Origin of the sequence: Pseudomonas sputi, assembly GCF_021603585.1 — a bacterium.
Classification (GTDB): Bacteria; Pseudomonadota; Gammaproteobacteria; order Pseudomonadales; family Pseudomonadaceae; genus Aquipseudomonas; species Aquipseudomonas sputi.
In genome coordinates this window covers 145694-170400 of sequence record NZ_BQHI01000003.1, presented here as the reverse complement: position 1 = coordinate 170400, position 24707 = coordinate 145694, and the positions used below count along the sequence as shown (strand labels likewise).

Sequence of the window (24707 nt, the reverse complement as noted above, 5' to 3'; positions counted from 1 at the left end):
TTGTTCAATAAAACTAAAAGTCCATAATGGACAAATTAGTTTAGAAAAGTCTCCGGAGTCCGACATGTCCAGTACACCTTACGTGATCGACCAAACCCAGGCCCGTGAGCTGTTGGCCCGGATCGATGTGCCGCAGATCCTGCGCAAACTGTTCCGCGATCTCGCGGCCGGGCATGCGGTGCAACCGGCGCAGCAACTGGTGGAATTCCCCCGGGGCGCCGGGGACTTCATCAACTATCTGGGCGTATTGGCCGAAGACGGCGTGTACGGGGTCAAGACCTCGCCGTACATCGTTCGCGAACAAGGCCCGCTGGTGACGGCGTGGACGCTGCTGATGTCGATGCAGACCGGCCAGCCGCTGCTGCTCTGCGATGCCGGCGAACTGACCACTGCCCGCACCGCGGCGACCACCGCCGTCGCCGTCGATGCCCTCGCCCCCTTGAAAGCCGCACGTCTGGCCATCATCGGCAGCGGCAAGGTTGCCCAGGCGCACCTGCATTACGTCAAGACGTTGCGCGACTGGCAGAGCATCAGCGTGTTCTCGCCCACCTTGAGCGAAGACCCGACAACCATCCGCCAACTGCAAACCCTCGATTCACGGGTGAACATCGCCGCCAGCCGCGAAACCGCCATCGCCGAGGCCGACGTGATCATGCTCTGCACCTCGTCCGCAGGCCCGGTGATCGACCCGGCAACCTTGAGCAAACCGGCGCTGATCACCTCGATCAGCACCAACGCACCACGCGCCCACGAAGTGCCGCCGCAAAGCCTCAACGACATGCAGGTGTTCTGCGACTATCGTCTGACCACCCCGGGCTCGGCCGGTGAGATGCTGATCGCCAGCGAACAGCATGGCTGGGACCACAGCGCGATCCTCGGTGACCTCGCGGATCTGCTCAGCGAAAACGTGCAGCGCCCCGATTACCACCGTCACGTGTTTTTCCGCTCCATCGGTCTGGGCCTGGAGGACATCGCCCTGGCCAACGCCGTCTATCAATTGCAGCGCTGACACCGGAGATTCTCATGAGTCATGCAGATTTCATCATCATCGGCGGCGGTATCGCCGGCGCTTCCACCGGTTTCTGGCTGTCGCAGCACGGCAAGGTTGTGGTGCTGGAGCGTGAGTCGCACCCGGCCTATCACTCCACCGGACGCTCGGCTGCGCTGTTCACTGCGGCTTACGGCACACCGCAGGTCCGGGCGTTGACCCAGGCCAGCCGCGAATTCTTCGACCATCCGCCCAGCGGCTTCTGCGAGCATCCGCTGCTGACCCCACGCGGGGAAATGACCGTGGATTTCACCGGCGACGCCGCCGAGCTGAACAATCAATACCTGAGCGCCAAGGCCACGGTGCCGCAGATGCAGTTGCTCAGCGCAGATGAAGCCTGCGCGCGGCTGCCGATCCTGCGCCGGGAGAAAGTCCATGGTGCAATCTACGACCCGACCGCCAGCGACATCGACACCGACGCCCTGCATCAGGGCTATCTGCGCGGTATCCGTCGCAACAACGGCCAGGTGCAGACCGATTGCGAAGTGCTCGGCCTGAGCCGCGACACCGACGGCGTCTGGCAAGTGCAGACCAACGGTCAGACCTTCAGCGCCCGCGTTGTCATCAACGCCGCGGGCGCCTGGGCCGACAAGATCGGTGCCCTGGCCGGCGCCCGGCCGCTGGGCCTGCAACCGAAACGCCGCGCCGCGTTCATTTTCGCCGGCCCCGAAGGCGTCGACATCCACCATTGGCCGATGCTGGTCAGCCTCGACGAATCCTTCTATATGAAGCCCGACGCCGGCATGTTCCTCGGCTCGCCGGCCAACGCCGACCCGGTCGAACCCCACGACGTGCAGCCCGAAGAGCTGGACATTGCCATGGGTATCTACCAGATCGAAGAAGCGACGACCCTGACCATCCGCCGCCCGACCCGCACCTGGGCCGGCCTGCGCAGTTTCGTGGCTGACGGCGATTTGCTGTCCGGGTTCGATCCGCAAGTGCCAGGGCTGTTCTGGGTCGCGGCCCAGGGCGGTTATGGCATCCAGACCTCCCCGGCCATGGGCCAGGCCAGCGCTGCGCTGGTGCGTGGCGAATCGTTACCCGAACACCTTCAGCAATTCGGCCTGACCGCCGCCATGCTCGCCCCTGCCCGCCTGGCCTGACCGTCCGCCCGGATGACTCGCCCGACGGATTGCGGCACACTCGCAACGCCCCCGGATCACGGGGGCGTTGACGTTGCCTGGAGCTCCACAGTTATGACCGCCCCCGAACACACGCCCGAGCTGCATGACGCCGCGCTGGATAACTACCACGCCATCGCCGACGCCATTGCCACGCTGTTCTTTCCCCATGCCGAAGTGGTGTTGCATGACCTGCGCACGCAGAAGGTCGACTACATCGCCAACAACCTGTCAAAACGGGTGATCGGCGATGAATCGTCGCTGGAAGACATGCTCAGCGACGACGTCAACGAACGGAACATCGGTCCGTACGAAAAGCTCAACTGGGACGGCCAGAAGATTCGCAGCGTGAGCACCGTGCTGCGCGACAGCGAAGGTCATCCGCTGGCAGTGCTGTGCATCAACCTGAATATTTCACTGTTCGAGAATGCCAAGGCTGCGCTGGACCTGTTCCTCTCGCCGAGCAAACTGATCCCGCAACCGGACTCGCTGTTTCGCGATGACTGGCAGGAGCGGATCAACACCTTCCTGCACGCCTGGCTGCGGGAACGGCAACTGAGCCTGAACCTGCTGACCCGCGATCACAAACGCGAACTGGTGCTGGCGCTGCACGCCGAGGGAGCGTTCAAGGGCAAGAGCGCCTCGAACTATGTGGCCAATGTGCTGAACATGGGGCGGGCGACGGTGTACAAGCATTTGAAGGAATTGAAGGGCTGAAACCGTGCAGCCTGCGAAGGCTGCACGGTTTTCAGATTCAGTCGCCGTAGATGTCCGACTTGAAGTACTTCTCGGAAATCTTCTGGTATTCGCCACTGGCACGAATGCCGTCGATGGCGGTATTCAACTGGCTGACCAGCTCGGTGTTGCCCTTGCGTACCGCAATCCCGGCGCCCTCGCCCACGTACTTAGGATCCTTCAACTCAGGCCCGACAAAAGCGTAACCCTTGCCGCGCGGCATCGACAGGAAGTCGTTCAGCGGGATGGTGTCGGCGAAGATCGCGTCGAGACGCCCGGCCGCCAGGTCCATGTAGATTTCTTCGTTGTTGCCGTAGCGCTTGACGTTGATGCCCTTGGGCTCGAACACCTCGGTGGCGTAACGGTCAGTGGTGGTTGCACGCTGCACGCCGACGGTCTTGCCCTTGAGGCTGGCGTACTGGTCGTCAACCGTGGCGCCTTCCTTCATCACCAGCCGCGACGAGGTGAAATAGTACTTGTGGGTGAAGTCCACCGATTTCTTGCGGTCTTCGTTGATGGTCATGGACGACAGCGCCATGTCGATTTTCTTCACTTTCAGGGAAGGGATCAGACCGTCGAACTCGCCCTCGACCCACACGCACTTGACCTGCATCTGCGCGCACAGGGCATTGCCGATGTCGTAGTCGAAACCGACGATTTCACCCTTGTCGGTTTTCGAGGCGAAGGGCGGATACGCCGCTTCGATACCGATGCGCAGGGTTTTCTCGGCGGCGAACGCGCTGCTGCACGCCAACAGGCTCAGTGCCAGACCGGTGATGAGGGGGAATTTCTTCATGTTCGTTCTCTCGCGGGTTGTTGTTGGTTTGGCAAGAAAGAAAAAAGCAGAAACGGGGAAAGACCTTTTTTGTACTTGTAAATCCATACTGGACTTTTACGTACAAATCGTCAATTGGGCGAGACCGGTCATTTCCGGCCGATGGTCGGGGAGGTGAACTTGAGGGAGTTGGTGATTCGGCTCGCCTCTTCGCGAGCCAGCTCGCGAAGACTGGCTCTGGGTCGACAGAGCAATTACCGCTTCCAGCGATCCGCCGCCGCATGATCGCTGTCACGACCCTCAACCCAGCGCGGGCCGTCGCTGGTGTGCTCTTTCTTCCAGAACGGTGCGCGGGTTTTCAGGTAATCCATGACGAACGCGCAGGCGTCGAACGCCGCCTGGCGGTGGGCGCTGGCGGCGGCGACAAACACGATCGGCTCGCCCGGTTCCAGCGCGCCGATGCGGTGCAGCACTTCCAGCTTCAACAGCGGCCAGCGCTGCTCCGCCTCGATGGCGATCTTGCCGAGGGCTTTTTCGGTCATGCCCGGATAGTGTTCGAGGAACATCCCGGCGACATCGAGACCATCGTTGAAGTCGCGCACGTAGCCGACAAAACTCACCACCGCGCCGACGCCAACATTGGCCGCGTGCATCGCGTTGACTTCGGCGCCCGGATCGAACGGTTCGGTCTGCACCCGAATGCGCATGGCTCAGCCTCCGGTCACAGTAGGGAAAAACGCCACTTCGTCGCCATCGACCACCGGCTCGTCGAGCTGGCAAAGGTCTTCATTGCGCGCGCACATCAGGTTCTGTTCGCTCAATACCTCGGCGCCCTCACGCTGCGCCAACAGCGCACGAACGTCATCGACGGTGGCAAAGTCACCCTCGACCTTCACCGAATCCACGCCCAGCGCTTCGCGGTAACGGGCAAAAAACTTCACGGTCAGGTTCATGGCTGCTCCGCCTGGAAATGCCCGCTCTTGCCGCCGACCTTTTCCAGCAGACGCACGCTTTCGATGGTCATGCCACGGTCCACGGCCTTGCACATGTCGTAGATGGTCAGGGCCGCGACACTGGCGGCGGTCAGCGCTTCCATTTCGACGCCGGTCTGCCCGGACAATTTGCAGCGCGCCACGATGCGTACCGCGTCGTCGCCTTCGACACTGAGTTCAACCTTGACGCCGGTCAGCATCAGCGGATGGCACAGGGGAATCAGATCACTGGTTTTCTTCGCCGCCTGAATGCCGGCAATGCGCGCCACGGCGAACACGTCGCCCTTGGGATGGCCGCCGCTGACGATCATCTGCAGGGTGTCGGGCAGCATGCGCACCAGCGCTTGGGCCGTCGCTTCACGGAACGTCACGGCTTTTTCGGTGACGTCGACCATGTTGGCGCGACCTTGGGAATCGAGATGGGTCAGCACGGGATTACTCCTGATCAGGAGCGCCGATTGTAAACCCGAGGGTCAGAATTGCGCACATAAAAAACCGGGCGAAGTTGCAGTCGCCCGGTTCGATTTGGCGGTTACAGATGCGATTCGGCGTATTCGGCCAGAATCGAGCGAGGCACCCCTTGCAGGGTGATGTGCACACCGTTGGGGAAATCCTTGAAACGTTCGGTCAGGTAGGTCAGCCCGGAGCTGGTCGCGGACAGGTAAGGGGTGTCGATCTGTGCCAGGTTGCCCAGGCACACCACTTTGGAACCGGCGCCGGCCCGGGTGATGATGGTTTTCATCTGGTGCGGCGTGAGGTTCTGGCATTCGTCGATCAGGATCAGGCTCTGCTGGAAGCTGCGACCGCGAATGTAGTTGAGCGATTTGAACTGCAACGGCACTTTGCTGAGGATGTAGTCGACGCTGCCATGGGTGTTTTCGTCATCCATGTGCAAGGCTTCGAGGTTGTCGGTGATCGCGCCCAGCCAAGGCTCCATCTTTTCCGCCTCGGTGCCGGGCAGGAAGCCGATTTCCTGGTCCAGGCCCTGCACGCTGCGGGTGGCGATGATGCGCCGATAGCGCTTGCTGACCATGGTCTGCTCGATCGCCGCGGCCAGCGCCAGAATGGTTTTACCCGAGCCGGCGGCGCCGGACAGGTTGACCAGGTGAATGTCCGGATCCAGCAGCGCATACAACGCCAGGCTCTGATAGATGTCCCGCGGCTTGAGGCCCCAGGCTTCCTGGTGCAGCAGCGGTTCCTGGTGCAGGTCGAGGATCAGCAGCTTGTCCTCTTCGATCTCCTTGATCCAGCCGACGAAGCCCTGCTCATCAATGATGAACTCGTTGATGTGCACGGCTGGCAGGTTGTCGATCAATTGCACCTGATGCCAGGTGCGGCCGTGGTCCTGACGGGTTTCGACCTTGCTCACGCGGTCCCAGAAGGAGCCGGTCATGTTGTGATAGCCGTTGGGCAGCAGGGACACGTCGTCGACCAGTTGGTCGGTGCTGTAGTCCTCGGCGTCGATCCCGCATGCGCGCGCCTTGAGGCGCATGTTGATGTCTTTGGTGACCAGCACCACCGGTTTGCTCGGCTCGCGGGTGTGCAGGTCGATCAGTTGGTTGATGATTTTGTTGTCGTTCAGATGCTCGGGCAGAATCAGGTTCGATTCGGCCTGCTTGCTCATCAGAATCGACAGCAAGCCCTTCGGGCCGCCCTTGCCGCGCTGGATCGGCACGCCCTGTTCGACGTCATCGGGTGAGGCATCGCCCAGGGTCTTGTCGATCAGCCGGATCGCCTGACGGCATTCGGCGGCCACGCTGTGATGCCCGCTCTTGAGCTTGTCCAGCTCTTCAAGCACGGTCATCGGGATCGCGACGTGGTGTTCTTCGAAATTCAGCAGGGCATTCGGATCGTGAATCAGTACGTTGGTATCGAGTACATAAAGGATTGGCTGGTTGGAGGAAGGGCTACGTCCGTGATCATCCATACTCGGTCACCTTTGTGGGAGCCATTCGACGCAATACCTCGGCGGTGCTGCGCCTCGAAGTGACTGCCGAATCCACCTGCACAGCTTTTGTCGGGATAGCAGGTGAACCGCACACAAACTGGGTCTTGGAAGACGCCACCTGTGTTGCAGGTTTCGGCGGTCTGACTTCGTAATACTCCAAAACCCGTGACAGAAAAAAGCACTTTGACGCTTTTTTGAAGTTTATTTTGCAAAGTGACGAAAAGCCCTTGGCGGACCGCCCTGCCCCCGTTAGAGTCGGAAGTCCACCTGCATCGAATTCCTCAAAAAATTCATCCCAAGCCCAATGTTTCCGGGCTCTTGCCGTTTTTCAGCGAAACGCGTCCTGACAGTCTTCCCAGCCGATGCCGCTTTGCGCGGTTTGCGTGATCAGCCACGGCAACGCGGTCTTCACCGCATCCTGCTTCATGTTGAAATTGATCACCCCATGCCGCCACAGCAGCATCAGGGTCAGCACCCGCTGCGCACTCTGGCTGCCCTTGAGCTTGCCGGCACCGTCCTGGGCATCGATGTCCCACAGCGCCACTTGCAGGCCCTGACTGTTGAAGAAGCTGCGGGCATCGCTGCGACGTTGGCCTTCCGGTGGACGGAACAGCGGCACGTAGTTTTCCGGCAGCTTGTTCCTGACCAGATCGGCACTGCGCCGCACCGAATCCTGCCAGTCCTGCCAGTGGCTGTGCGAGCGGAACTCCCAGCCTTGCACGCCGACGCACTGCTGCGAAAACGCCGCTTGCAGGCTGCTGAAGGAGCGGTCAGCCAGCCGCGCCTGAACATCCTTGCCCAACATGAAGAACGTGCCACTGAGGTTCGACTTGCGCAGGTACTCGGTGAGCCAGTCGGTGTTGTCCGGTTGCAGGTTGGCGGCGCTGTCGAAACTCAGCAGAAACAGGCGATCGTGCATGTCGTCGCCGTTGCGCTCGTAGTCTCCGAAATGATCGAGTTCGCTGCTGGTCTGCGGCGACAGCGCAGCCTTGCGCATCAGCTCATCGAGGTATTGCAGGTGGAAGACCCGGCTCGGTTCGGCCCACCTGGTGTAATAACTTTCGTCGCTGACCACGAATTTGGCGGCCTGCTCGCGCAGGGTCGGCAAGTCTTCGACGAGGAAGCAGAACGAAGCGTCCTGATCGCAGCTTTGCTGGGCGAAGTTGTAATTGGCGAGCAGGCGCTGCCACAGGCGCTCGCGCAGGCTGTTGATGGCGTCCAGATTGACCGTGCGCAGCCCCAGGCGCTGGGCCAGCGCCGCCTCATCCAGCGCTTCGGTACCGAGCAGGCCTCGGGCGAACATCAGGATTTCCGCCCGCGAGGCGACGTCGAACAGGGTCGGATTGTCGAGTTTTTCCGGCCAGGTACTGCGATCCAGCGTCGCGATGTCGCCCGGCGCCGCAACGGCACCGACGCTCAACAGCCACGCGGTGAAAAAAAGAACAATGCGCAAAGGGTGTCTCCGTTACAAAACCCGCGCCGCACTATAGCCGATCCGGCTGGCAAACCGCCGATCACCTATGGACGCGATAGCTGGAGTCATCCGCCCCAACCCCCTAGAATCGCCCCCACGATTAAAGGAGACGACTTCATGCTGATGGTGATTTCCCCCGCCAAGACCCTCGATTACGAAACACCGCCGGCGACCCAGCGCTTCACTCAGCCGCAATACCTCGACCACTCTCAGGAACTGATCCAGCAACTGCGCGAGCTGAGTCCGGCGCAGATCAGCGAACTGATGCACGTGTCCGACAAGATCGGCGGCCTCAACGCCGCGCGTTTCGGCAGCTGGACGCCAGCGTTCACGCCGGAAAACGCCAAGCAGGCATTGCTGGCCTTCAAGGGTGATGTCTACACCGGGCTCGATGCGCAAAGCTTCAGCGAAGCCGATTTCGATTACGCGCAACAGCACCTGCGCATGCTCTCCGGCCTTTACGGTTTGCTGCGCCCGCTCGACCTGATGCAGCCGTATCGCCTGGAAATGGGCACCAAACTGGCCAATGCCCGCGGCAAGGACCTGTACGCATTCTGGGGCACGCGCATCAGCGAATGGCTGAACCAAGCGCTGGCCGACCAGGGCGATGACGTGCTGCTGAACCTGGCGTCCAACGAATACTTCTCGGCGGTCAAACGCACGGCCCTGAACGCGCGGATCATCAACACCGAGTTCAAGGACCTGAAGAACGGCCAGTACAAGATCATCAGCTTCTACGCCAAGAAGGCGCGGGGCCTGATGAGCCGCTTCGTGATCCAGGAAAAAATCAACGATCCGACCCTGCTCAAACAGTTCGATGTGCAGGGTTATCGCTACAGCGCCGAGCAATCGAAACCGGATAATCTGGTGTTTCTACGCGATCACGCCCCCGAATAAAGCATGCCTAATGCACGACTCTTTATATGAAGAGTCGTGCAGCTCGCACGATGTCAAAAAACCCTCGCCCCATTCGCCATTTTACTGGCGCCAGAAAAACCTCCCTGTCTTTTCTAAGATTAGTTTCACTCGACACTGATCATTTTTTTCAGTAGTGGCACCTAAATTTTTTCACCGTAGTGGCATAAAACTATCTAACGTGATTTTCCGCCTGTTATTAAAGGTCGAAAACGAAACTGCTATCAAATTGATACTGGTGCCATCTCTGACAATATTTCAAGAAATTTCAGATTTCGCGATGAGCGGACAGGAACTTCGTCAGAATGCATAGCTCATACCACCGGTAACGATTCTCGCCGAGTTTGTACGAGATAACTTACGCGGAGCAGTTGGCCATGTAACCAAGTTGTCACAGCAACTTGCCTAGATGACTAACTAGTCTCAAAACAGACGATGGACAGGAGATACGCACCATTAATATCCCCTACAAAGGCCATGGCCGCGCCCTTATAAACGTGCTCGCCTGAGCACCCAACCGCTTGATTTACTGGACTTTCGTCCTGACATCGAGCGCGCAAGACGATTGCACAAGCGTCTTCTCCAAAGAGGATCGGCTGCATAACAGGGCACGTCATAACAACAAGGCCTGGTTGCGCACATCTTGAGTGCACTTATTTAGACACTCGGAACTTAAGTATGCCTGCACACGGCATTGTGACGCCTGTAAGTCACACTTTCGAGTGCACTAAAAACGCTGAACACCATTAACTCCGGCCCTCTAAGGCCTGATATATACAGAGGTAATTGCGATGCGCATCAGCATATTTGGTTTGGGTTACGTTGGCGCAGTATGTGCCGGTTGCCTGTCTGCTCGGGGCCACGACGTGGTGGGCGTCGATGTTGCCAAAGACAAGATCGACATGATCAACGCTGGCAAATCTCCCATTGTCGAACCGGGTCTGGGTGAGTTGCTGGCGCAAGGTATCCAGACCGGTCGTCTGCGCGGTACGACCAACTTCGCCGAGGCGATTCGCGACACCGACCTGTCGATGATCTGCGTCGGTACGCCGAGCAAGAAGAACGGTGACCTGGAACTGAATTACATCGAAGCGGTATGCCGCGAGATCGGTTTTGTCCTGCGTGAAAAGTCCACCCGCCACACCATCGTGGTGCGCAGCACCGTATTGCCGGGCACTGTGGCAAACGTTGTGATCCCGATCCTCGAAGACTGCTCCGGCAAGAAGGCCGGCGTCGATTTCGGCGTGGCAGTCAACCCTGAGTTCCTGCGTGAGTCCACCGCGATCGCCGACTACGACCTGCCACCGATGACCGTCATCGGCGAGTTCGACAAGGCTTCGGGTGACGTTCTGCAATCGCTGTACGAAGAACTCGACGCACCGATCATCCGCAAGGACATCGCCGTCGCCGAGATGATCAAGTACACCTGCAACGTCTGGCACGCCACCAAAGTGACCTTCGCCAACGAGATCGGCAACATCGCCAAAGCGGTGGGCGTCGATGGCCGCGAAGTGATGGACGTGGTCTGCCAGGACAAGACCCTCAACCTGTCCCAGTACTACATGCGCCCGGGCTTCGCCTTCGGCGGTTCGTGCCTGCCCAAAGACGTGCGCGCCCTGACCTACCGCGCCGGCTCCCTGGACGTCGAAGCGCCGCTGCTCAACTCGCTGATGCGCAGCAACGAATCGCAAGTGCAGAACGCCTTCGACATCGTTGAAAGCCACGACAAACGCAAAGTCGCCCTGCTGGGCCTGAGCTTCAAGGCCGGCACCGACGACCTGCGCGAAAGTCCGCTGGTGGAACTGGCCGAGATGCTGATCGGCAAGGGTTACGACCTGAGCATCTACGACAGCAACGTCCAGTACGCCCGTGTCCACGGCGCGAACAAGGACTACATCGAGTCGAAGATCCCGCACGTATCGTCCCTGCTCAACGCGGACTTCGATTCGGTGATCGACAACTCCGACGTGATCATCCTCGGCAACCGCGACGAGAAGTTCCGCGCCCTGGCCGAAGAAGCGCCGCAGGGCAAGCAGGTGATCGACCTGGTGGGCTTCATGTCCAAAGCCACCAGCGCCGGTAGCCGTACCGAAGGGATCTGCTGGTAACGCAGCAGCAAGCCTCGAGCTTCAAGCCGCACGCCGTGAATCGGCGGGCGGCCTGAAGCCCCCATCACCTTCGGATGACGGTCATGTCCAAGCTCAAACATTTTTTTCTGCAATCCGCCGGCTGGCTTTTGTTTCTGAGCCTGCTGATGGGCCTGGCCCTGATGCTGCCCACGTCCACGTTCGACTCCGAGTCGAAGGACTTCATTTTCCTGATTGGCGCCGTGGGTATCTGGCGCTACTCGATGGGTGCCACGCACTTTGTGCGCGGCATGATTTTTCTCTACATCGTCTACCCGCACCTGCGCCGCAAGGTTCGCAAGCTGGGTAAGGCGGCGGACCCGTCCCATGTGTTTCTGATGGTCACCAGTTTTCGCATCGACGCGTTGACCACCGCGCAGGTTTACAGCTCGGTGATCCGCGAAGCCATCGACTGCGAACTGCCGACCACCGTGGTCTGCTCCATCGTCGAAATGTCCGATGAGCTGCTGGTCAAGGCACTGTGGGCGCGGATGAATCCGCCAGACCGCGTGAAACTCGACTTCGTGCGCATCCCCGGCACCGGCAAACGTGATGGCCTGGCTTATGGTTTCCGCGCAATCTCCCGTCACCTGCCGGACGACCGCGCCGTGGTGGCCGTGATCGACGGCGACACCGTGCTCGGCGAAGGCGTGGTGCGCAAAACCGTGCCGTGGTTCCAGATGTTCGGCAACGTCGGCGGCCTGACCACCAACGAGTTCTGCGAAGTGCGCGGCGGCTACATCATGAGCGAATGGCACAAGCTGCGTTTCGCCCAGCGCCACATCAACATGTGCTCGATGGCCCTGTCCAAACGCGTGCTGACCATGACCGGGCGCATGTCGGTGTTTCGCGCCACCGTGGTCACCAACCCGGAATTCATCGCCGACGTTGAAAGCGACTCGCTGCAACACTGGCGCCTGGGCCGTTTCAAGTTTTTGACCGGCGACGACAAGTCGAGCTGGTTCAGCCTGATGCGTCTGGGCTACGACACCTTCTACGTGCCGGACGCCGCGATCAACACCGTTGAACACCCGCCGGAAAAGAGCTTCATCAAGGCCAGCCGCAAACTGATGTTCCGCTGGTACGGCAACAACCTGCGCCAGAACTCCCGAGCGCTGGGCCTGGGCGTGAAACGCCTCGGCGCCTTCACCTCGGTGGTGCTGTTCGACCAGCGCGTATCGATGTGGACTTCGCTGCTCGGCCTGACCGTGGCGATCATCGCCAGCTTCAAGTACGGCACCGCGTTCATCCTGGTTTACCTGCTGTGGATCGGCATCACCCGTCTGATCCTGACGTTGCTGTTGTCGTGCTCAGGTCACCGGATCGGTCCGGCCTACCCGGCGATTCTCTATTACAACCAGATCGTCGGTGCGCTGGTGAAGATCTACGTGTTCTTCCGCCTCGACCAACAATCCTGGACTCGCCAACCCACTTCCCTGACCCGTGATCTCGCCAGCTTTCAACGTTGGTTCAACACCTGGTCGTCTCGGACCATGACCTTCTCCGCCGGCAGCATTTTCGTCGCCGTGCTGCTGCTGATGGTCTGACCTGCCCCTATTGAATTAACAAGGAAATCGCCCCCATGAATACCGCCGTCAACGCCAACGTAGTGCATGAATCCGAAGCCCAGCGTCAGCACGCCCGGGTCAAAATCCCGGCCAAGCTGCGTTTCTTCGGCCCCGACCGGACTCCGGTTGAAGCGCGGGTCCTTGACCTGTCCGCCGGTGGTCTGGCGTTCAACGCCGGACAACTGCCGCTGACCGTCGGCGAGGTGTACAAGGCGCGTCTGCAGTTCGTCATCGACAACCTCGGCCTGGCCATGGACGTTGAACTGCAAGTGCGTTCCTACGACCGCCAGACGGGTCGTGCTGGCTGCCAGTTCCAGAACCTGGAGCCGCAGGACATTTCCACCCTGCGCCACCTGATCACTTCGCACCTGGCCGGCGACATCGTCAGCATCGGCGAAGTGTTGGCAACCCTGCAGCGCGACAACTTCACCAAGGCCCGCAAGGTCAAGGACGGCGACTCCGGCATGACCCCGTTCGGGCGTCTGAAAGCGGTGACGTTCAGCGCCGGTATCTTCGCGGTCGGCCTGGTGGCGGCGGGGTTCATTTTCAAATCGGTGTACAGCATGTACTTCGTCAGCCATGCGCAGGCCGGTCTGGTCAGCGTGCCGGGGATGAACATCACCATGCCGCGCGACGGCACCGTACAGAGCCTGGTCAAATCCGACGGCATTGCCGCCAAGGGCGCCCCACTGGCGACTTTCAGCACCAGCATGCTCGACGTACTCAAAGGTCACCTGGAAGAAGATCAACTGTCCCCGGCCAAGGTTGAAGAACTGTTCGGCAAACAGATGACCGGCACCCTGACCTCCCCTTGCGATTGCACCGTGGCCCAGCAACTGGTGGCTGACGGTCAGTACGCGAGCAAGGGCGACGTGATCTTCCAACTGGTGCCGCGCAACACCCAGGCCACCGTCGATGCGCGCTTCTCCTATCGCCAGTTCGGCGACGTGCGTCCGGGCACCCCGGTGAGCTTCCAGATCGCCGGCGAAGACAAGACCCGCACCGGCAAGATCGTCAGCAGCACCAGCCTGAAAAGCGCCGACCTGTCCTCCGACATCCGCGTGCAGATCCAGCCGGACGAGCCGCTGGACAGTCGCTTCGCCGGCCGCCCGGTGGAAGTCAACAGCGACCGTGGTCCGAACCTGAACTGGCTGATCGACAAAGCCATGGCTGCCGGTCTTTAAGTCGAGGACATGCCCGTGACGAGCCCTATCAGAATCCTGCCGGTCCCGCTGACGCTGGCCATGGCAATCGCCCTGGCCGGTTGCGCCGGCCTGCCCGACCAGCGTCTGGCCAACGAAGCGCTCAAGCGCGGTGACACCGCGACCGCCGCGCAGAACTACCGTGCGCTGGCCGATCTGGGTTACAGCGAAGCCCAGGTGGGTCTCGCCGATATTCAGGTCGACAGCCGCGACCCGGAACAGATGAAACAGGCCGAAGCCACCTACCGCGCCGCCGCCAGTGTTTCGCCGCGTGCCCAGGCCCGACTCGGCCGTTTGCTGGTGGCCAAGCCCGGCTCCACCGAAGCCGAGCATCAGGAAGCCGAAAGCCTGCTGAAGAAAGCGGCCGCCAGTGGCGAAGGCAACACGCTGATCCCGCTCGCGATGCTGTACCTGCAATACCCGCACAGCTTCCCGAACATCAACGCGCAGCAACAGATCGATCAGTGGCGCAAATCCGGTTACCCGGAAGCGGGTCTGGCCCAAGTGTTGCTGTATCGCACCCAGGGCACTTACGACCAGCACCTGGATGACGTGGAAAAGATCTGCAAGGCCGCGCTCAACACCACCGACATCTGCTACGTCGAACTGGCCACGGTCTATCAGAAACGTGGCGCGCCGGAGCAACAGGCCGAGCTGATCAAACAACTGCAGGCCGGTTACAGCCGCGGCACCGTCAGCGCTCAACGGGTAGATTCGGTGGCCCGTGTGCTGGCCGATTCGACCCTGGGCAAGACCGACGAAAAAACCGCGCAGTCGCTGCTCGAGCCCATCGCTCCGGGCTACCCGGCGTCGTGGGTCACCCTTGCGCAACTGCTCTACGACTTCCCGGAACTGGGCGACGTCGACCAGATGATGAAGTACCTGGACAACGGCCGCGCCGCCGACCAGCCGCGCGCCGAACTGTTGCTGGGCAAGCTCTACTACGAAGGCAAACTGGTCCCGGCCGACGCCAAAGTCGCCGAGGAACATTTCCAGAAAGCCCTCGGCCGTGAAGTCGCCGCCGATTACTACCTCGGCCAGATCTACCGCCGTGGCTACCTGGGCAAGGTCTATCCGCAGAAGGCCCTCGACCATCTGCTGACCGCTGCGCGCAACGGCCAGAACAGCGCCGACTTCGCCATCGCCCAGCTGTTTTCCCAAGGCAAGGGCACCAAGCCCGACCCAGTCAACGCCTACGTGTTCAGCCAGTTGGCCAAGGCGCAAAACACCCCGCAAGCCGATGAGCTGGCGACCACCCTCGCCGCGCAACTGCCGCCCGAGCGTCTGGCCGAAGCCCGGCGCCTGCTGCAACAGGAACAGGCGGCCCGTGGCGCCCTGAACCAGAACACGCTGCAACTGCACGCCCTGCAAGAAGAAGACGGCGAGGAAAAACTATGAAATTGAATCCCTTTGTGAAGGCCGGCATTGGCCTCACGTTCGCGCTGATCTGGTCTTGCCCGACCCTGGCCGCGATGACGGAATCGAAGAACTTCGGCCTCGAAGTGAAAATCACCGGCCAATCCGAAGACGACCGCGACCTCGGCACCGCCAGCGGCGGCGACGTCAACGGCCTCGGCCTCGACCTGCGCCCGTGGGTCTACGGCGAAAGCGGCGCGTGGAGCGCCTACGCCATGGGCCAGGCCGTGACCTCGACCGACATCATCGAGACCGACACCCTGCAGCAGTCCGACAGCGAAGGCACCCAGACCACCGACAACGGCGACCGCAAGACCAAGAAAAACTACCTGGCGATGCGCGAGTTCTGGGTCGGCTACAGCGGCCTGACGCCCTACCCCGGCGAGATCCTCAAGTTCGGTCGCCAGCGTCTGCGCAATGACGACGGCCAGTGGCGCGACACCAACATCGAAGCCCTGAACTGGACCTTCGACACCACCCTGCTGCGCGCCAACGCCGGTGTCGCCGAACGCTTCAGCGAATACCGCACCGACTTGAAAGAGCTGGCACCGAAAGACAAGGATCGCCTGCACGCCTACGCCGATGCTGCTTACCAGTGGACGCCGGGGCAATGGGTCGGGATTCGTGGTCACCACACCCACGACGACGGCAAACTCGATTACGCCGAACCGGGCGTACCGCGCGACTCGCTGGATAAAACCCAGAACGGCGACATCAGCTGGCTCGGCCTGACCGCCGACAGCGACGCCTACAACTGGCGCAACACCAACACCGTCAACTACTGGGGCAGCATCACCGGCATGAGCGGCGACCGCGACACGGTCAACGCCCTCAACGCCGATGGCACCCGCCCGGCCCAGGCCAAGCGCAGCGACAACGTCGACGGTTGGGCCACCGACATCGGTGTGCGCCTGCGCCTCGATCCGCAATGGCAGGTCGGTGCGGCGTATGCCCGTGCCAGCGCCGATTACGAACAGAACGGCCTGGAAAGCAACCGCTCGAACTACACCGGTACACGTTCGCGCGTACACCGTTTCGGCGAGGCCTTCCGTGGCGAAATGAACAACATGCAAACCGCCACTCTGTTCGGTTCCTGGATGCTCAACGACCAGTACGACGCCAGCCTGATCTACCACAAGTTCTGGCGCGTGGACGGCAACAAGCCGGTGGGCAGCAATGGCATCAACGCCGTGGAAAACAACACCGACGACGTCACCGGCGCGATCCTTTCCAGCACCTCGCTGCCACTGCAGGACGGCAACAAGGATCTGGGCCAGGAAATGGATCTGGTGGTCACCAAGTACTTCAAGCAAGGCTTGCTGCCGGCAGCGCTGAGCCAGTCGATCGACGAGCCGTCGGCGCTGGTGCGTTTTCGTGGCGGTGTGTTCAAGCCGGGTGACGCCTATGGCAGCCAGGTCGATTCGTACATGCACCGCGCGTTCATCGACGTGATCTGGCGCTTCTGATGCTGACCGCCAAGGGAGTGCCCGACATGAACAGTGCCCGCAAAGGCTCACTCAGCCTGCTGGCTGGCGCGATGCTGCTGGCCTCGGCCGGCGCCTTCGCCAGTGTGGAACCCACCAAGCCGGTGACCACTGCCAAAGAGCTGCAACAGGCCAAGACCTACACCGTCAGCAGCGCGCCGACCGAAGCGCTGGAACTGGCCAAGCCGACATTGCCCGACCTCTCCGGCTACACCGCCGAAGCCGCCGCCGCGAAAATCGTGCGCAGCAAACCGGGCAAGATCAGCGTGCGCCGGATGATGCAGGAAGACGCCCTGAAGGACTTCATCGGCGGCGACAACAAGATGGCCGAATGGGTGGTGCGTCAGCACGGTATCCCGCAGGCGATCTTCGTCGACGACGGCTACATGAACCTGAAAGAGCTGGCGCAGAAACTGCCAAAACAGTACTTCAGCGAAACCTCGCCGGGCGTCTACCTGGCCAAGTTGCCGATCGTGGTCGGCCGTAAAGGCATCCTCGAAATCGACGGCCAGACCCAGGAGTTGCGCCTGTCCCAGGAGGCCGGTTCGTTCCTGGTCAACGACGGTCAGTTGTTCGTGCGTGACACCAAGGTCACCGGTTGGCGCGAGAAGGAAAACGGCCCGGCGACCTTCCGTTCGCCGAAGGAATTCCGTCCGTTCCTGCTGGCCTGGGGTGGCACCGAGACCTACATCGTCAACAGCAAGATGGCCAGCTTCGGCTACGCCAACAGTAAGTCCTACGGCGTGAGTATTTCCCAGTACACGCCAAACATGGCCAAGGTGCTCAAGCGTCCCGAGCCGACCGGCTGGATCGTCGGCTCCGAGTTCTCGGACATGTGGTACGGCTTCTACTGCTACGAGACCCGCGACTTCGTGGTCAAGGGCAACACCTACAAGGACAACATCGTCTACGGCATCGACCCGCATGACCGCTCCCACGGTCTGATCATTGCCGAGAACACGGTGTACGGCACGAAGAAGAAGCACGGGATCATCATTTCCCGTGAGGTGAACGACAGCTTCATCTTCAACAACAAAAGCTACGACAACCACCTCTCGGGGCTGGTGATCGACCGTAACAGCGTGAACAACCTGATCGCCTACAACGAGATCTACAAGAACCACACCGACGGCATCACCCTCTACGAGTCCGCCGACAACCTGCTGTGGGGCAACAAGGTCATCAGCAACAAGCGCCACGGCATCCGCATTCGTAACAGCGTGAACATCCGCCTCTACGAAAACGTCGCCATGGCCAACGGCCTGACCGGCGTCTACGGGCACATCAAGGACCTGACCGACACCGACCGTGACATCAAGCTCGACCCGTTCGACGCCCAGGTTTCGCTGATCGTGGTCGGCGGTGAACTGGCGGCCAACGGCAGCGGTCCGCTGTCGATCGATTCGCCCTTGAGTGTCGAGCTGTATCGCGTGTCGATGCTGGCGCCGACCAAATCCAGCGGCATCAGCTTCAACGGCATCCTCGGCGAACGCCAGGATGAAATTCTCGACCTGCTGGTGCGCCAGCAGAAAGCCGTGCTGATCGACCCTGTCGAACGCCAGACCGAATTGCAGGACTGAGGATACTTTTATGCACCCACACTTGATCAAATTACTCAGCCTGTCGGCCCTGACCGTGGGCATCCTGGCGGCCAGCAACGGCGCCCGTGCGGACGAAGTGAAAGCGCCAACGTTCACCGCTGAACCGTGCTGCAACCTGTGCCCGGCCGCCCATGACGCGAAGAACTACACCACGCGTTATCAGCAGAACTTCACCACCCTGGTGCAGGCCCAGGGCGACTGGCTGTTCCGGACCCAGGAAGACCTGCGCACCGAGTTCAATACCACCCCGTCCGGCTACAAACGCCTGCAACAGCTGCACGATGCGTTCAAGGCCAAAGGCGTCGAACTGGTGATCGTCTACCAGCCGACCCGAGGCCTGGTGAACCGCAACAAGCTCAACCCGGCGGAAAAAGCCGCGTTCGATTACGAGAAAGCGCTGGGCAACTACAAAACCATGCTCGGCCGTTTCGCCAAGATGGGTTACGTGGTACCGGACTTGTCGCCGCTGACCAACGAATCGCTGCCGGAGACCCTGCCCGCCCACGACTTCTACTTCCGCGGCGACCAGCACTGGACCCCGTACGGCGCCCAGCGCACGGCAAAAATCGTCGCTGAGAAGGTCAAGCAGATCCCGGCCTTCGCCGACATTCCCAAGCGTGAGTTCGAAACCAAACGCTCCGGACGCATGGGCAAGACCGGCACCCTGCACAACATGGCCGGGCAATTGTGCGGCACCAGTTACGCGATCCAGTACATGGACCAATTCACCACCGAGCCGAAAGGCGAAGCCGGTGACGGCGACCTGTTCGGTGACTCCGGCAATCCGCAAATCACCCTGGTCGGCACTTCGCACAGCGGCAAGAACTACAACTTCGCCGGTTTCCTCCAAGAAGCCATCGGTGCCGACATCCTCAACGTCGCCTTCCCCGGCGGCGGTCTGGAAGGTTCGATGCTGCAGTACCTGGGCAGCGACGAATTCCAGAAGACTCCGCCGAAAATCCTTATCTGGGAATTCTCGCCGCTGTACCGCCTCGACCAGGAAACCATCTATCGCCAGATGATGGCGCTGCTCGATAACGGCTGCGAAGGCAAAGAGGCGCAAATGTCCGCCAGCACCACGCTCAAGCCGGGCGGCAAACAAGAACTGCTGGTCAACAGCAAGAACCTGAACCTGCAGAACAGCAACCATCAGGTCGACATCCGCTTCGCCGACACCTCGGTGAAAACCCTGCAAGCCACCCTCTGGTACATGAACGGTCGCCACGAGGACATCAAGATCGAGAAACCGGAAACCTCCGAAACCGACGGTCGTTTCGCCTTTGAGCTGCGCACGGACGAAGACTGGGCCTCGCAAAACCTGCTGGCGGTCGAAGTCCAGGGCCCGGAAGCGGGCACCGCGCCACAGAAAGTCGAAGCGAAAATCTGCAAACGCAACGTATTCCCGGGCGCTGGGCAACAAACCGCTCAGGTCGGGCAATGAGGTCTGCTATGCGAAATCCGAAACTGAACACTCTTCTGGCGCCGACACTGCTGGGGCTGGCGATCTTCGCCGGCACTGCGCAGGCCGCCGCGCCGCTGCGTCCTCCTCAGGGTTACTTTGCACCTGTGGATAAATTCAAGACCGGCGACAAGAGCGAAGGCTGTGATGCGATGCCGACGCCCTACACCGGCCCGCTGCAATTTCGCAGCAAGTACGAAGGCTCGGACAAGGCCCGCGCGACGCTGAACGTGCAGTCGGAAAAAGCCTTTCGCGACACCACCAAAGACATCACCACCCTGGAGCGCGGCACCGCCAAGCGGGTGATGCAGTTCATGCGCGACGGACGCCCGGAACAGCTGGAATGCACGCTGAACTGGTTGACGGCGTGGGCCAAGGCCGACGCATTGATGTCGAAAGACTTCAACCACACCGGTAAGTCGATGCGCAAATGGGCGCTGGGCAGCATGGCCTCTTCGTACATTCGCCTGAAGTTCTCCGACTCCCATCCGCTGGCCCAGCATCAGCAGGAAGCGCAGGTGATCGAAGCCTGGTTCAGCAAGATGGCCGATCAGGTGGTCAGCGACTGGGACAACCTGCCGCTGGAAAAAACCAACAACCACTCGTACTGGGCCGCGTGGTCGGTGATGGCGACGTCGGTTGCGACCAACCGCCGCGATCTGTTCGATTGGGCGGTCAAGGAATACAAGGTCGGCGCCAATCAAGTCGATGCCGACGGCTTCCTGCCGAACGAACTCAAGCGCCAGCAACGCGCCCTCGCCTATCACAACTACGCCCTGCCACCGCTGGCGATGATCGCCAGTTTCGCCCAGGTCAACGGTGTCGATCTGCGCCAGGAAAACAATGGCGCGCTCAAACGCCTGGGCGACCGGGTACTGGCCGGGGTGAAAGATCCGGATGAGTTCGAAGAAAAGAACGGCAAGAAACAGGACATGACCGACCTGAAAGAGGACATGAAATTCGCCTGGCTCGAACCGTTCTGCACCCTCTACACCTGCCCGCCGGATGTGCTGGAGAAGAAGCACGGCATGCAGCCGTTCAAGACCTTCCGCCTCGGCGGCGACCTGACCAAGGTCTACGACCCGTCCCATGAAAAGGGCAACAAAGGCAGTTAGTCGCTGATCGGCTGATCGTTCCCACGCTCCGCGTGGGAATGCAGCCCGGGACGCTCCGCGTCCCAAAGCGTGACGCAGAGCGTCACAAGAGGCATTCCCACGCAGACGGTTCGACGTGGGAACGATCGTAGCTCTCCAGTTTTCAGTGGGGGGTTTGGGGGGGCTTTGGCCCTTGACTGTTGGTTCAAACATGGAGAGATCGGGATGGTATTTTCATCCAACGTGTTCCTGTTTCTGTTCTTGCCGATCTTTCTCGGCTTGTACTACCTGAGCGGGCAACGCTATCGCAACCTGCTGCTGCTGATCGCCAGCTACGTGTTCTACGCGTGGTGGCGGGTGGACTTCCTGGCGCTGTTCGCCGGCGTCACCCTGTGGAACTACTGGATCGGCCTGAAAGTCGGCGCCGCCGGCGTGCGCACCAAACCGGCCCAGCGCTGGCTGCTGCTCGGCGTGGCGGTGGACCTGTGCATCCTCGGCTACTTCAAGTACGCCAACTTCGGGGTCGACAGCATCAACGCGATCATGACCTCGATGGGACTTGAGCCGTTCATCCTGACCCACGTACTGCTGCCGATCGGTATCTCGTTCTACATCTTCGAGTCGATCAGCTACATCATTGACGTCTATCGGGGCGACACCCCGGCCACCCGCAACCTGATCGACTTCGCGGCGTTCGTGGCGATCTTCCCGCACCTGATTGCCGGCCCGGTGCTGCGCTTCCGTGACCTGGCCGACCAGTTCAACAACCGCACCCACACCCTCGACAAGTTCTCCGAGGGCTGCACGCGGTTCATGCAGGGTTTCATCAAGAAGGTCTTCATCGCCGACACCCTCGCCGTGGTGGCCGACCATTGCTTCGCCCTGCAAAACCCGACCACCGGCGATGCCTGGCTCGGCGCGCTGGCCTACACCGCGCAGCTGTATTTCGACTTCTCCGGTTACAGCGACATGGCCATCGGCCTGGGCCTGATGATGGGTTTCCGCTTCATGGAAAACTTCAAGCAGCCGTACATCAGCCAGTCGATCACCGAGTTCTGGCGCCGCTGGCACATCAGCTTGTCGACCTGGCTGCGCGACTACCTGTACATCACGCTTGGCGGCAACCGCAAAGGCACGCTGATGACCTATCGCAACCTGTTTCTGACCATGCTGCTCGGTGGTCTGTGGCACGGCGCGAACATCACCTACATCGTCTGGGGTGCGTGGCACGGCATGTGGCTGGCGATCGAAAAAATGCTCGGCCTCAACACCGCGCCGCGCAGCCTCAACCCGATCCGCTGGGCGCTGACGTTCCTGCTGGTGGTCATGGGCTGGGTGATCTTCCGCGCCGAGAACCTGCACGTTGCCGGCCGCATGTACGGCGCGATGTTCAGCTTCGGCGACTGGTCGCTGTCGGAACTCAATCAGGCCAGCCTCACCGGCCTGCAAGTGGCGACCCTGGTGGTGGCTTACGTGACCCTGGCGTTCTTCGGCCTGCGTGATCTGTACACCAACCAGCCGCCAGCCAAGACCAAACCTGAGGTCAACGTCGAGGCCAATGGCCCGGCCACAGCGACGCCGGGAATGATCAAGGCAGCCCCGGGCGAAAACCCGGCGAGCATCCACGAGCCTGGCTACACCGTCGGCGTCGAAGCCCAGGTGCAACCGGCCTACTGGACCGCGGACTGGTCGCGCTACGTAATGCGCGGGCTGATCCTGCTGCTGTTCATCGCCTCGATTCTCAAACTCTCGGCGCAAAGCTTCTCGCCGTTCCTTTACTTCCAGTTCTGAGGGATCTGACATGACCCGCTCATTACGCATCTTCTACATCGCACTGTTTCTGGTGACCCTGCTGGTGCTCGGTCTGTGGTCGGTGCGCAGCTTCTTCGGCTTCAGCACCAACGCCGATGCGACGGTGCTCAACGGCCGCTGGACCAAAGCCGTGGAAACCCACTACGACGATGAATTCCCGATCAAGCGTCTGGGCACCAACCTCTGGGCCGCGCTGGATTTCAAACTGTTCAACGAAGGTCGTCCGGGCGTGGTGCTCGGTCGCGATCAGTGGCTGTACAGCGACGAGGAATTCAACCCGATCGTCAACGAAGAGCTGAACCTGCAAGGCAACTACGCGCTGGTCGAAGGCGTGCGCCAGACCCTGAAAGAGAAAGGCGTGAAACTGGTGATGGCGATCGTACCGGCCAAGGCTCGCCTGTACCCGGAACACCTGGGTGAAGTGAAACCGGCGAGCATCCACGCCAACCTCTATCAGGACTTCCACGCCCGTGTCGCGGCGGACAAGATCCTCGCCCCCGACCTGCTCGGCCCGCTGCAAAAGGCCAAGCAGAACGGTCAGCAAGTGTTCCTGCGCACCGACACCCACTGGACGCCTGAAGGCGCGGAAATCGCCGCCAGCACCCTGGCCAGGACCATCGCCGACAAGTTCCCGCTCAGCGGCGAGCCGCAAAACTTCGTCACCACACCGGCGGAGAAAGTCACGCACAAGGGCGACCTGCGTCTGTTCCTGCCGCTGGATCCGCTGTTCGAAAACCTGATGCCGGCCAAGGAACCGCTGCAAAAGCGCAACACCGTAGCCGTCGAGCAGCCTGCCGGGGACGACGCCCTGTTCGCCAACAGCGAAGTGCCGGTGGCCCTGATCGGCACCAGCTACAGCGCCAACCCGAACTGGAACTTCGTCGGGGCGCTCAAGCAAGCGCTGAACAGCGACGTGGTCAATTACGCCGAAGATGGCCACGGCCCGATCCTGCCGATGCTCAGCTACCTGAAAAGCGATGACTTCAAGAACAGCCCGCCACAGGTGCTGATCTGGGAGTTTCCTGAACGATATCTGCCTGTGAACAACGAAATCGGCGACGCCGACCCACAGTGGGTCGCAGAGCTCAAACAAGCCGGTGCTCGCCAACAAAACGTAGCCATCAACACTAAATCCGAGACGCCCGATCGGGCGCAAAACTGAAAGAGAGGTAACACCATGACTTTCACTACAACTCCTCGTCGTCTCGCCAAACGCATTGCTCTGGTTGCGGGCCTGAGCGTGCTGTCGGTTCAGGCGTTCGCCGGTGGCGACGCTGCGCTGTACGGCCCGACTGCACCGAAAGGCTCGACCTTCGTGCGCGTCTACAACGCCAGTAACGCTGAAGTCAGCGCCACCGTCGGCAGCACCCATCTGAGCGACGTCGCGCCGCTGGCCAGCAGCGACTTCAGCTTCATGCCGGGCGGCGACTACAGCGCCAAGGTCGGCAGCCAGACCCTGCCGGTGAAACTCGCCGGCGATCACTACTACACCCTGGTCAACAACGCTTCCGGCGCGCCGCAACTGATCGAAGAACCGCCGTTCAAGAACAAGCAGAAATCCCTGGTGCGCGTGCAGAACCTCAGCGACAAGTCGCTGACCCTGAAGACCGCCGACGGCAAGACCGACGTGGTGCCGAACGTGGCCGCCAAGGGCCGTGGCGAGCGTGAAATCAACCCGGTGAAAGTCAGCCTGGCCCTGTACGAAGGCGACAAGAAAGTCGGCGACGTGAAACCGGTGGCCCTGGAGCGCGGTGAGGCAGCCGTGCTGTACGTCACCGGCAATGGCAGCAACCTGTCGCCAGTCTGGGTGAAACGCCCGGTGTCGACCCGCTAAGCACATGAAACCGGGCAGCCGTCGCTGCCCGGTACGGAATAACAACAAGAGTGAAACGACACAGCGTTCGTGCCTCTAACCAATCGATTTTATGGAGTAAACA

Annotated in this window: 21 protein-coding genes; 15 read left to right on the top strand and 6 right to left on the bottom strand. The window is 60.9% G+C overall.

Features of this window, described 5'->3' with window-relative positions:
• Positions 1-64: 64 nt before the first annotated feature.
• The 3 genes from L6D81_RS05660 to L6D81_RS05650 all read left to right on the top strand — a co-directional run bounded on the left by L6D81_RS05660 (position 65) and on the right by L6D81_RS05650 (position 2886).
• Positions 65-1009, top strand: coding sequence for an ornithine cyclodeaminase family protein (locus L6D81_RS05660; protein ID WP_236178233.1), 945 nt, complete (start codon positions 65-67; stop codon positions 1007-1009).
• 14 nt (positions 1010-1023) lie between these two features.
• Positions 1024-2151: an NAD(P)/FAD-dependent oxidoreductase gene (locus tag L6D81_RS05655; RefSeq protein ID WP_236178232.1), complete on the top strand. Its 1128-nt coding sequence runs from the start codon at positions 1024-1026 to the stop codon at positions 2149-2151.
• A gap of 93 nt (positions 2152-2244) precedes the next feature.
• Positions 2245-2886, top strand: a complete 642-nt coding sequence (locus tag L6D81_RS05650; RefSeq protein ID WP_236178231.1) for a helix-turn-helix transcriptional regulator — start codon at positions 2245-2247, stop codon at positions 2884-2886.
• Positions 2887-2923: 37 nt separating this feature from the next.
• On the opposite strand, the gene L6D81_RS05645 is transcribed toward L6D81_RS05650, so the two are convergent.
• From L6D81_RS05645 to L6D81_RS05620, 6 genes are all read right to left on the bottom strand, one after another.
• A complete protein-coding gene (locus L6D81_RS05645) occupies positions 2924-3700 on the bottom strand; it encodes an ABC transporter substrate-binding protein (RefSeq protein WP_236178230.1) in 777 nt (258 codons plus the stop codon).
• Positions 3701-3933: 233 nt separating this feature from the next.
• Positions 3934-4386 carry a molybdopterin synthase catalytic subunit MoaE gene (gene moaE / locus L6D81_RS05640; protein ID WP_236178229.1) on the bottom strand — a complete coding sequence of 151 codons (453 nt, stop codon included), beginning with the start codon at positions 4384-4386 and terminating at the stop codon, positions 3934-3936.
• 3 nt (positions 4387-4389) lie between these two features.
• Positions 4390-4632, bottom strand: coding sequence for a MoaD/ThiS family protein (locus L6D81_RS05635; protein ID WP_085608143.1), 243 nt, complete (start codon positions 4630-4632; stop codon positions 4390-4392).
• A complete protein-coding gene (gene moaC / locus L6D81_RS05630) occupies positions 4629-5102 on the bottom strand; it encodes a cyclic pyranopterin monophosphate synthase MoaC (RefSeq protein WP_236178228.1) in 474 nt (157 codons plus the stop codon). The genes L6D81_RS05635 and moaC overlap by 4 nt, the downstream gene beginning before the upstream one ends.
• A 101-nt stretch (positions 5103-5203) precedes the next feature.
• Positions 5204-6598, bottom strand: coding sequence for a PhoH family protein (locus L6D81_RS05625; protein ID WP_011332563.1), 1395 nt, complete (start codon positions 6596-6598; stop codon positions 5204-5206).
• A 349-nt stretch (positions 6599-6947) separates the two neighbouring features.
• Positions 6948-8072: a polysaccharide deacetylase family protein gene (locus L6D81_RS05620; RefSeq protein ID WP_236178227.1), complete on the bottom strand. Its 1125-nt coding sequence runs from the start codon at positions 8070-8072 to the stop codon at positions 6948-6950.
• A 138-nt stretch (positions 8073-8210) separates the two neighbouring features.
• On the opposite strand from L6D81_RS05620, the gene yaaA reads away from it, so the two are divergent.
• From yaaA to L6D81_RS05560, 12 genes are all read left to right on the top strand, one after another.
• Entirely contained in the window at positions 8211-8990 is a 780-nt protein-coding gene (yaaA, locus tag L6D81_RS05615; protein WP_236178226.1) for a peroxide stress protein YaaA, read from the top strand.
• An 809-nt stretch (positions 8991-9799) separates the two neighbouring features.
• Positions 9800-11116 carry a nucleotide sugar dehydrogenase gene (locus L6D81_RS05610; RefSeq protein WP_230735577.1) on the top strand — a complete coding sequence of 439 codons (1317 nt, stop codon included), beginning with the start codon at positions 9800-9802 and terminating at the stop codon, positions 11114-11116.
• A gap of 83 nt (positions 11117-11199) precedes the next feature.
• Entirely contained in the window at positions 11200-12681 is a 1482-nt protein-coding gene (gene alg8, locus L6D81_RS05605) for a mannuronan synthase (protein WP_236178225.1), read from the top strand.
• Positions 12682-12716: 35 nt separating this feature from the next.
• Positions 12717-13886 (top strand): alginate biosynthesis protein Alg44, encoded by a 1170-nt coding sequence (locus tag L6D81_RS05600; RefSeq protein ID WP_236178224.1) that lies wholly within the window; start codon positions 12717-12719, stop codon positions 13884-13886.
• 9 nt (positions 13887-13895) lie between these two features.
• On the top strand, positions 13896-15302 hold the full coding sequence (algK, locus tag L6D81_RS05595; protein ID WP_236178223.1) for an alginate biosynthesis TPR repeat lipoprotein AlgK: 1407 nt from the start codon (positions 13896-13898) through the stop codon (positions 15300-15302).
• Positions 15299-16786, top strand: a complete 1488-nt coding sequence (locus tag L6D81_RS05590; protein ID WP_236178222.1) for an alginate export family protein — start codon at positions 15299-15301, stop codon at positions 16784-16786. Before algK ends, L6D81_RS05590 begins: the two co-directional genes overlap by 4 nt.
• Positions 16787-16812: 26 nt before the next feature.
• A complete protein-coding gene (gene algG / locus L6D81_RS05585) occupies positions 16813-18384 on the top strand; it encodes a mannuronan 5-epimerase AlgG (RefSeq protein ID WP_236178221.1) in 1572 nt (523 codons plus the stop codon).
• A 10-nt stretch (positions 18385-18394) separates the two neighbouring features.
• The gene (locus tag L6D81_RS05580; protein ID WP_236178220.1) at positions 18395-19846 is read left to right on the top strand and encodes an alginate O-acetyltransferase; all 1452 of its coding nucleotides are present in this window, start codon (positions 18395-18397) and stop codon (positions 19844-19846) included.
• An 8-nt stretch (positions 19847-19854) separates the two neighbouring features.
• Positions 19855-20979: a mannuronate-specific alginate lyase gene (locus L6D81_RS05575; RefSeq protein WP_236178219.1), complete on the top strand. Its 1125-nt coding sequence runs from the start codon at positions 19855-19857 to the stop codon at positions 20977-20979.
• Positions 20980-21183: 204 nt separating this feature from the next.
• Entirely contained in the window at positions 21184-22749 is a 1566-nt protein-coding gene (locus tag L6D81_RS05570; protein WP_064593528.1) for an MBOAT family O-acyltransferase, read from the top strand.
• A gap of 10 nt (positions 22750-22759) precedes the next feature.
• A complete protein-coding gene (locus L6D81_RS05565; protein WP_236178218.1) occupies positions 22760-23932 on the top strand; it encodes an alginate O-acetyltransferase in 1173 nt (390 codons plus the stop codon).
• Between the two features lie 15 nt (positions 23933-23947).
• Positions 23948-24604: an alginate O-acetyltransferase AlgF gene (locus L6D81_RS05560; protein ID WP_236178217.1), complete on the top strand. Its 657-nt coding sequence runs from the start codon at positions 23948-23950 to the stop codon at positions 24602-24604.
• Positions 24605-24707: the final 103 nt, after the last annotated feature.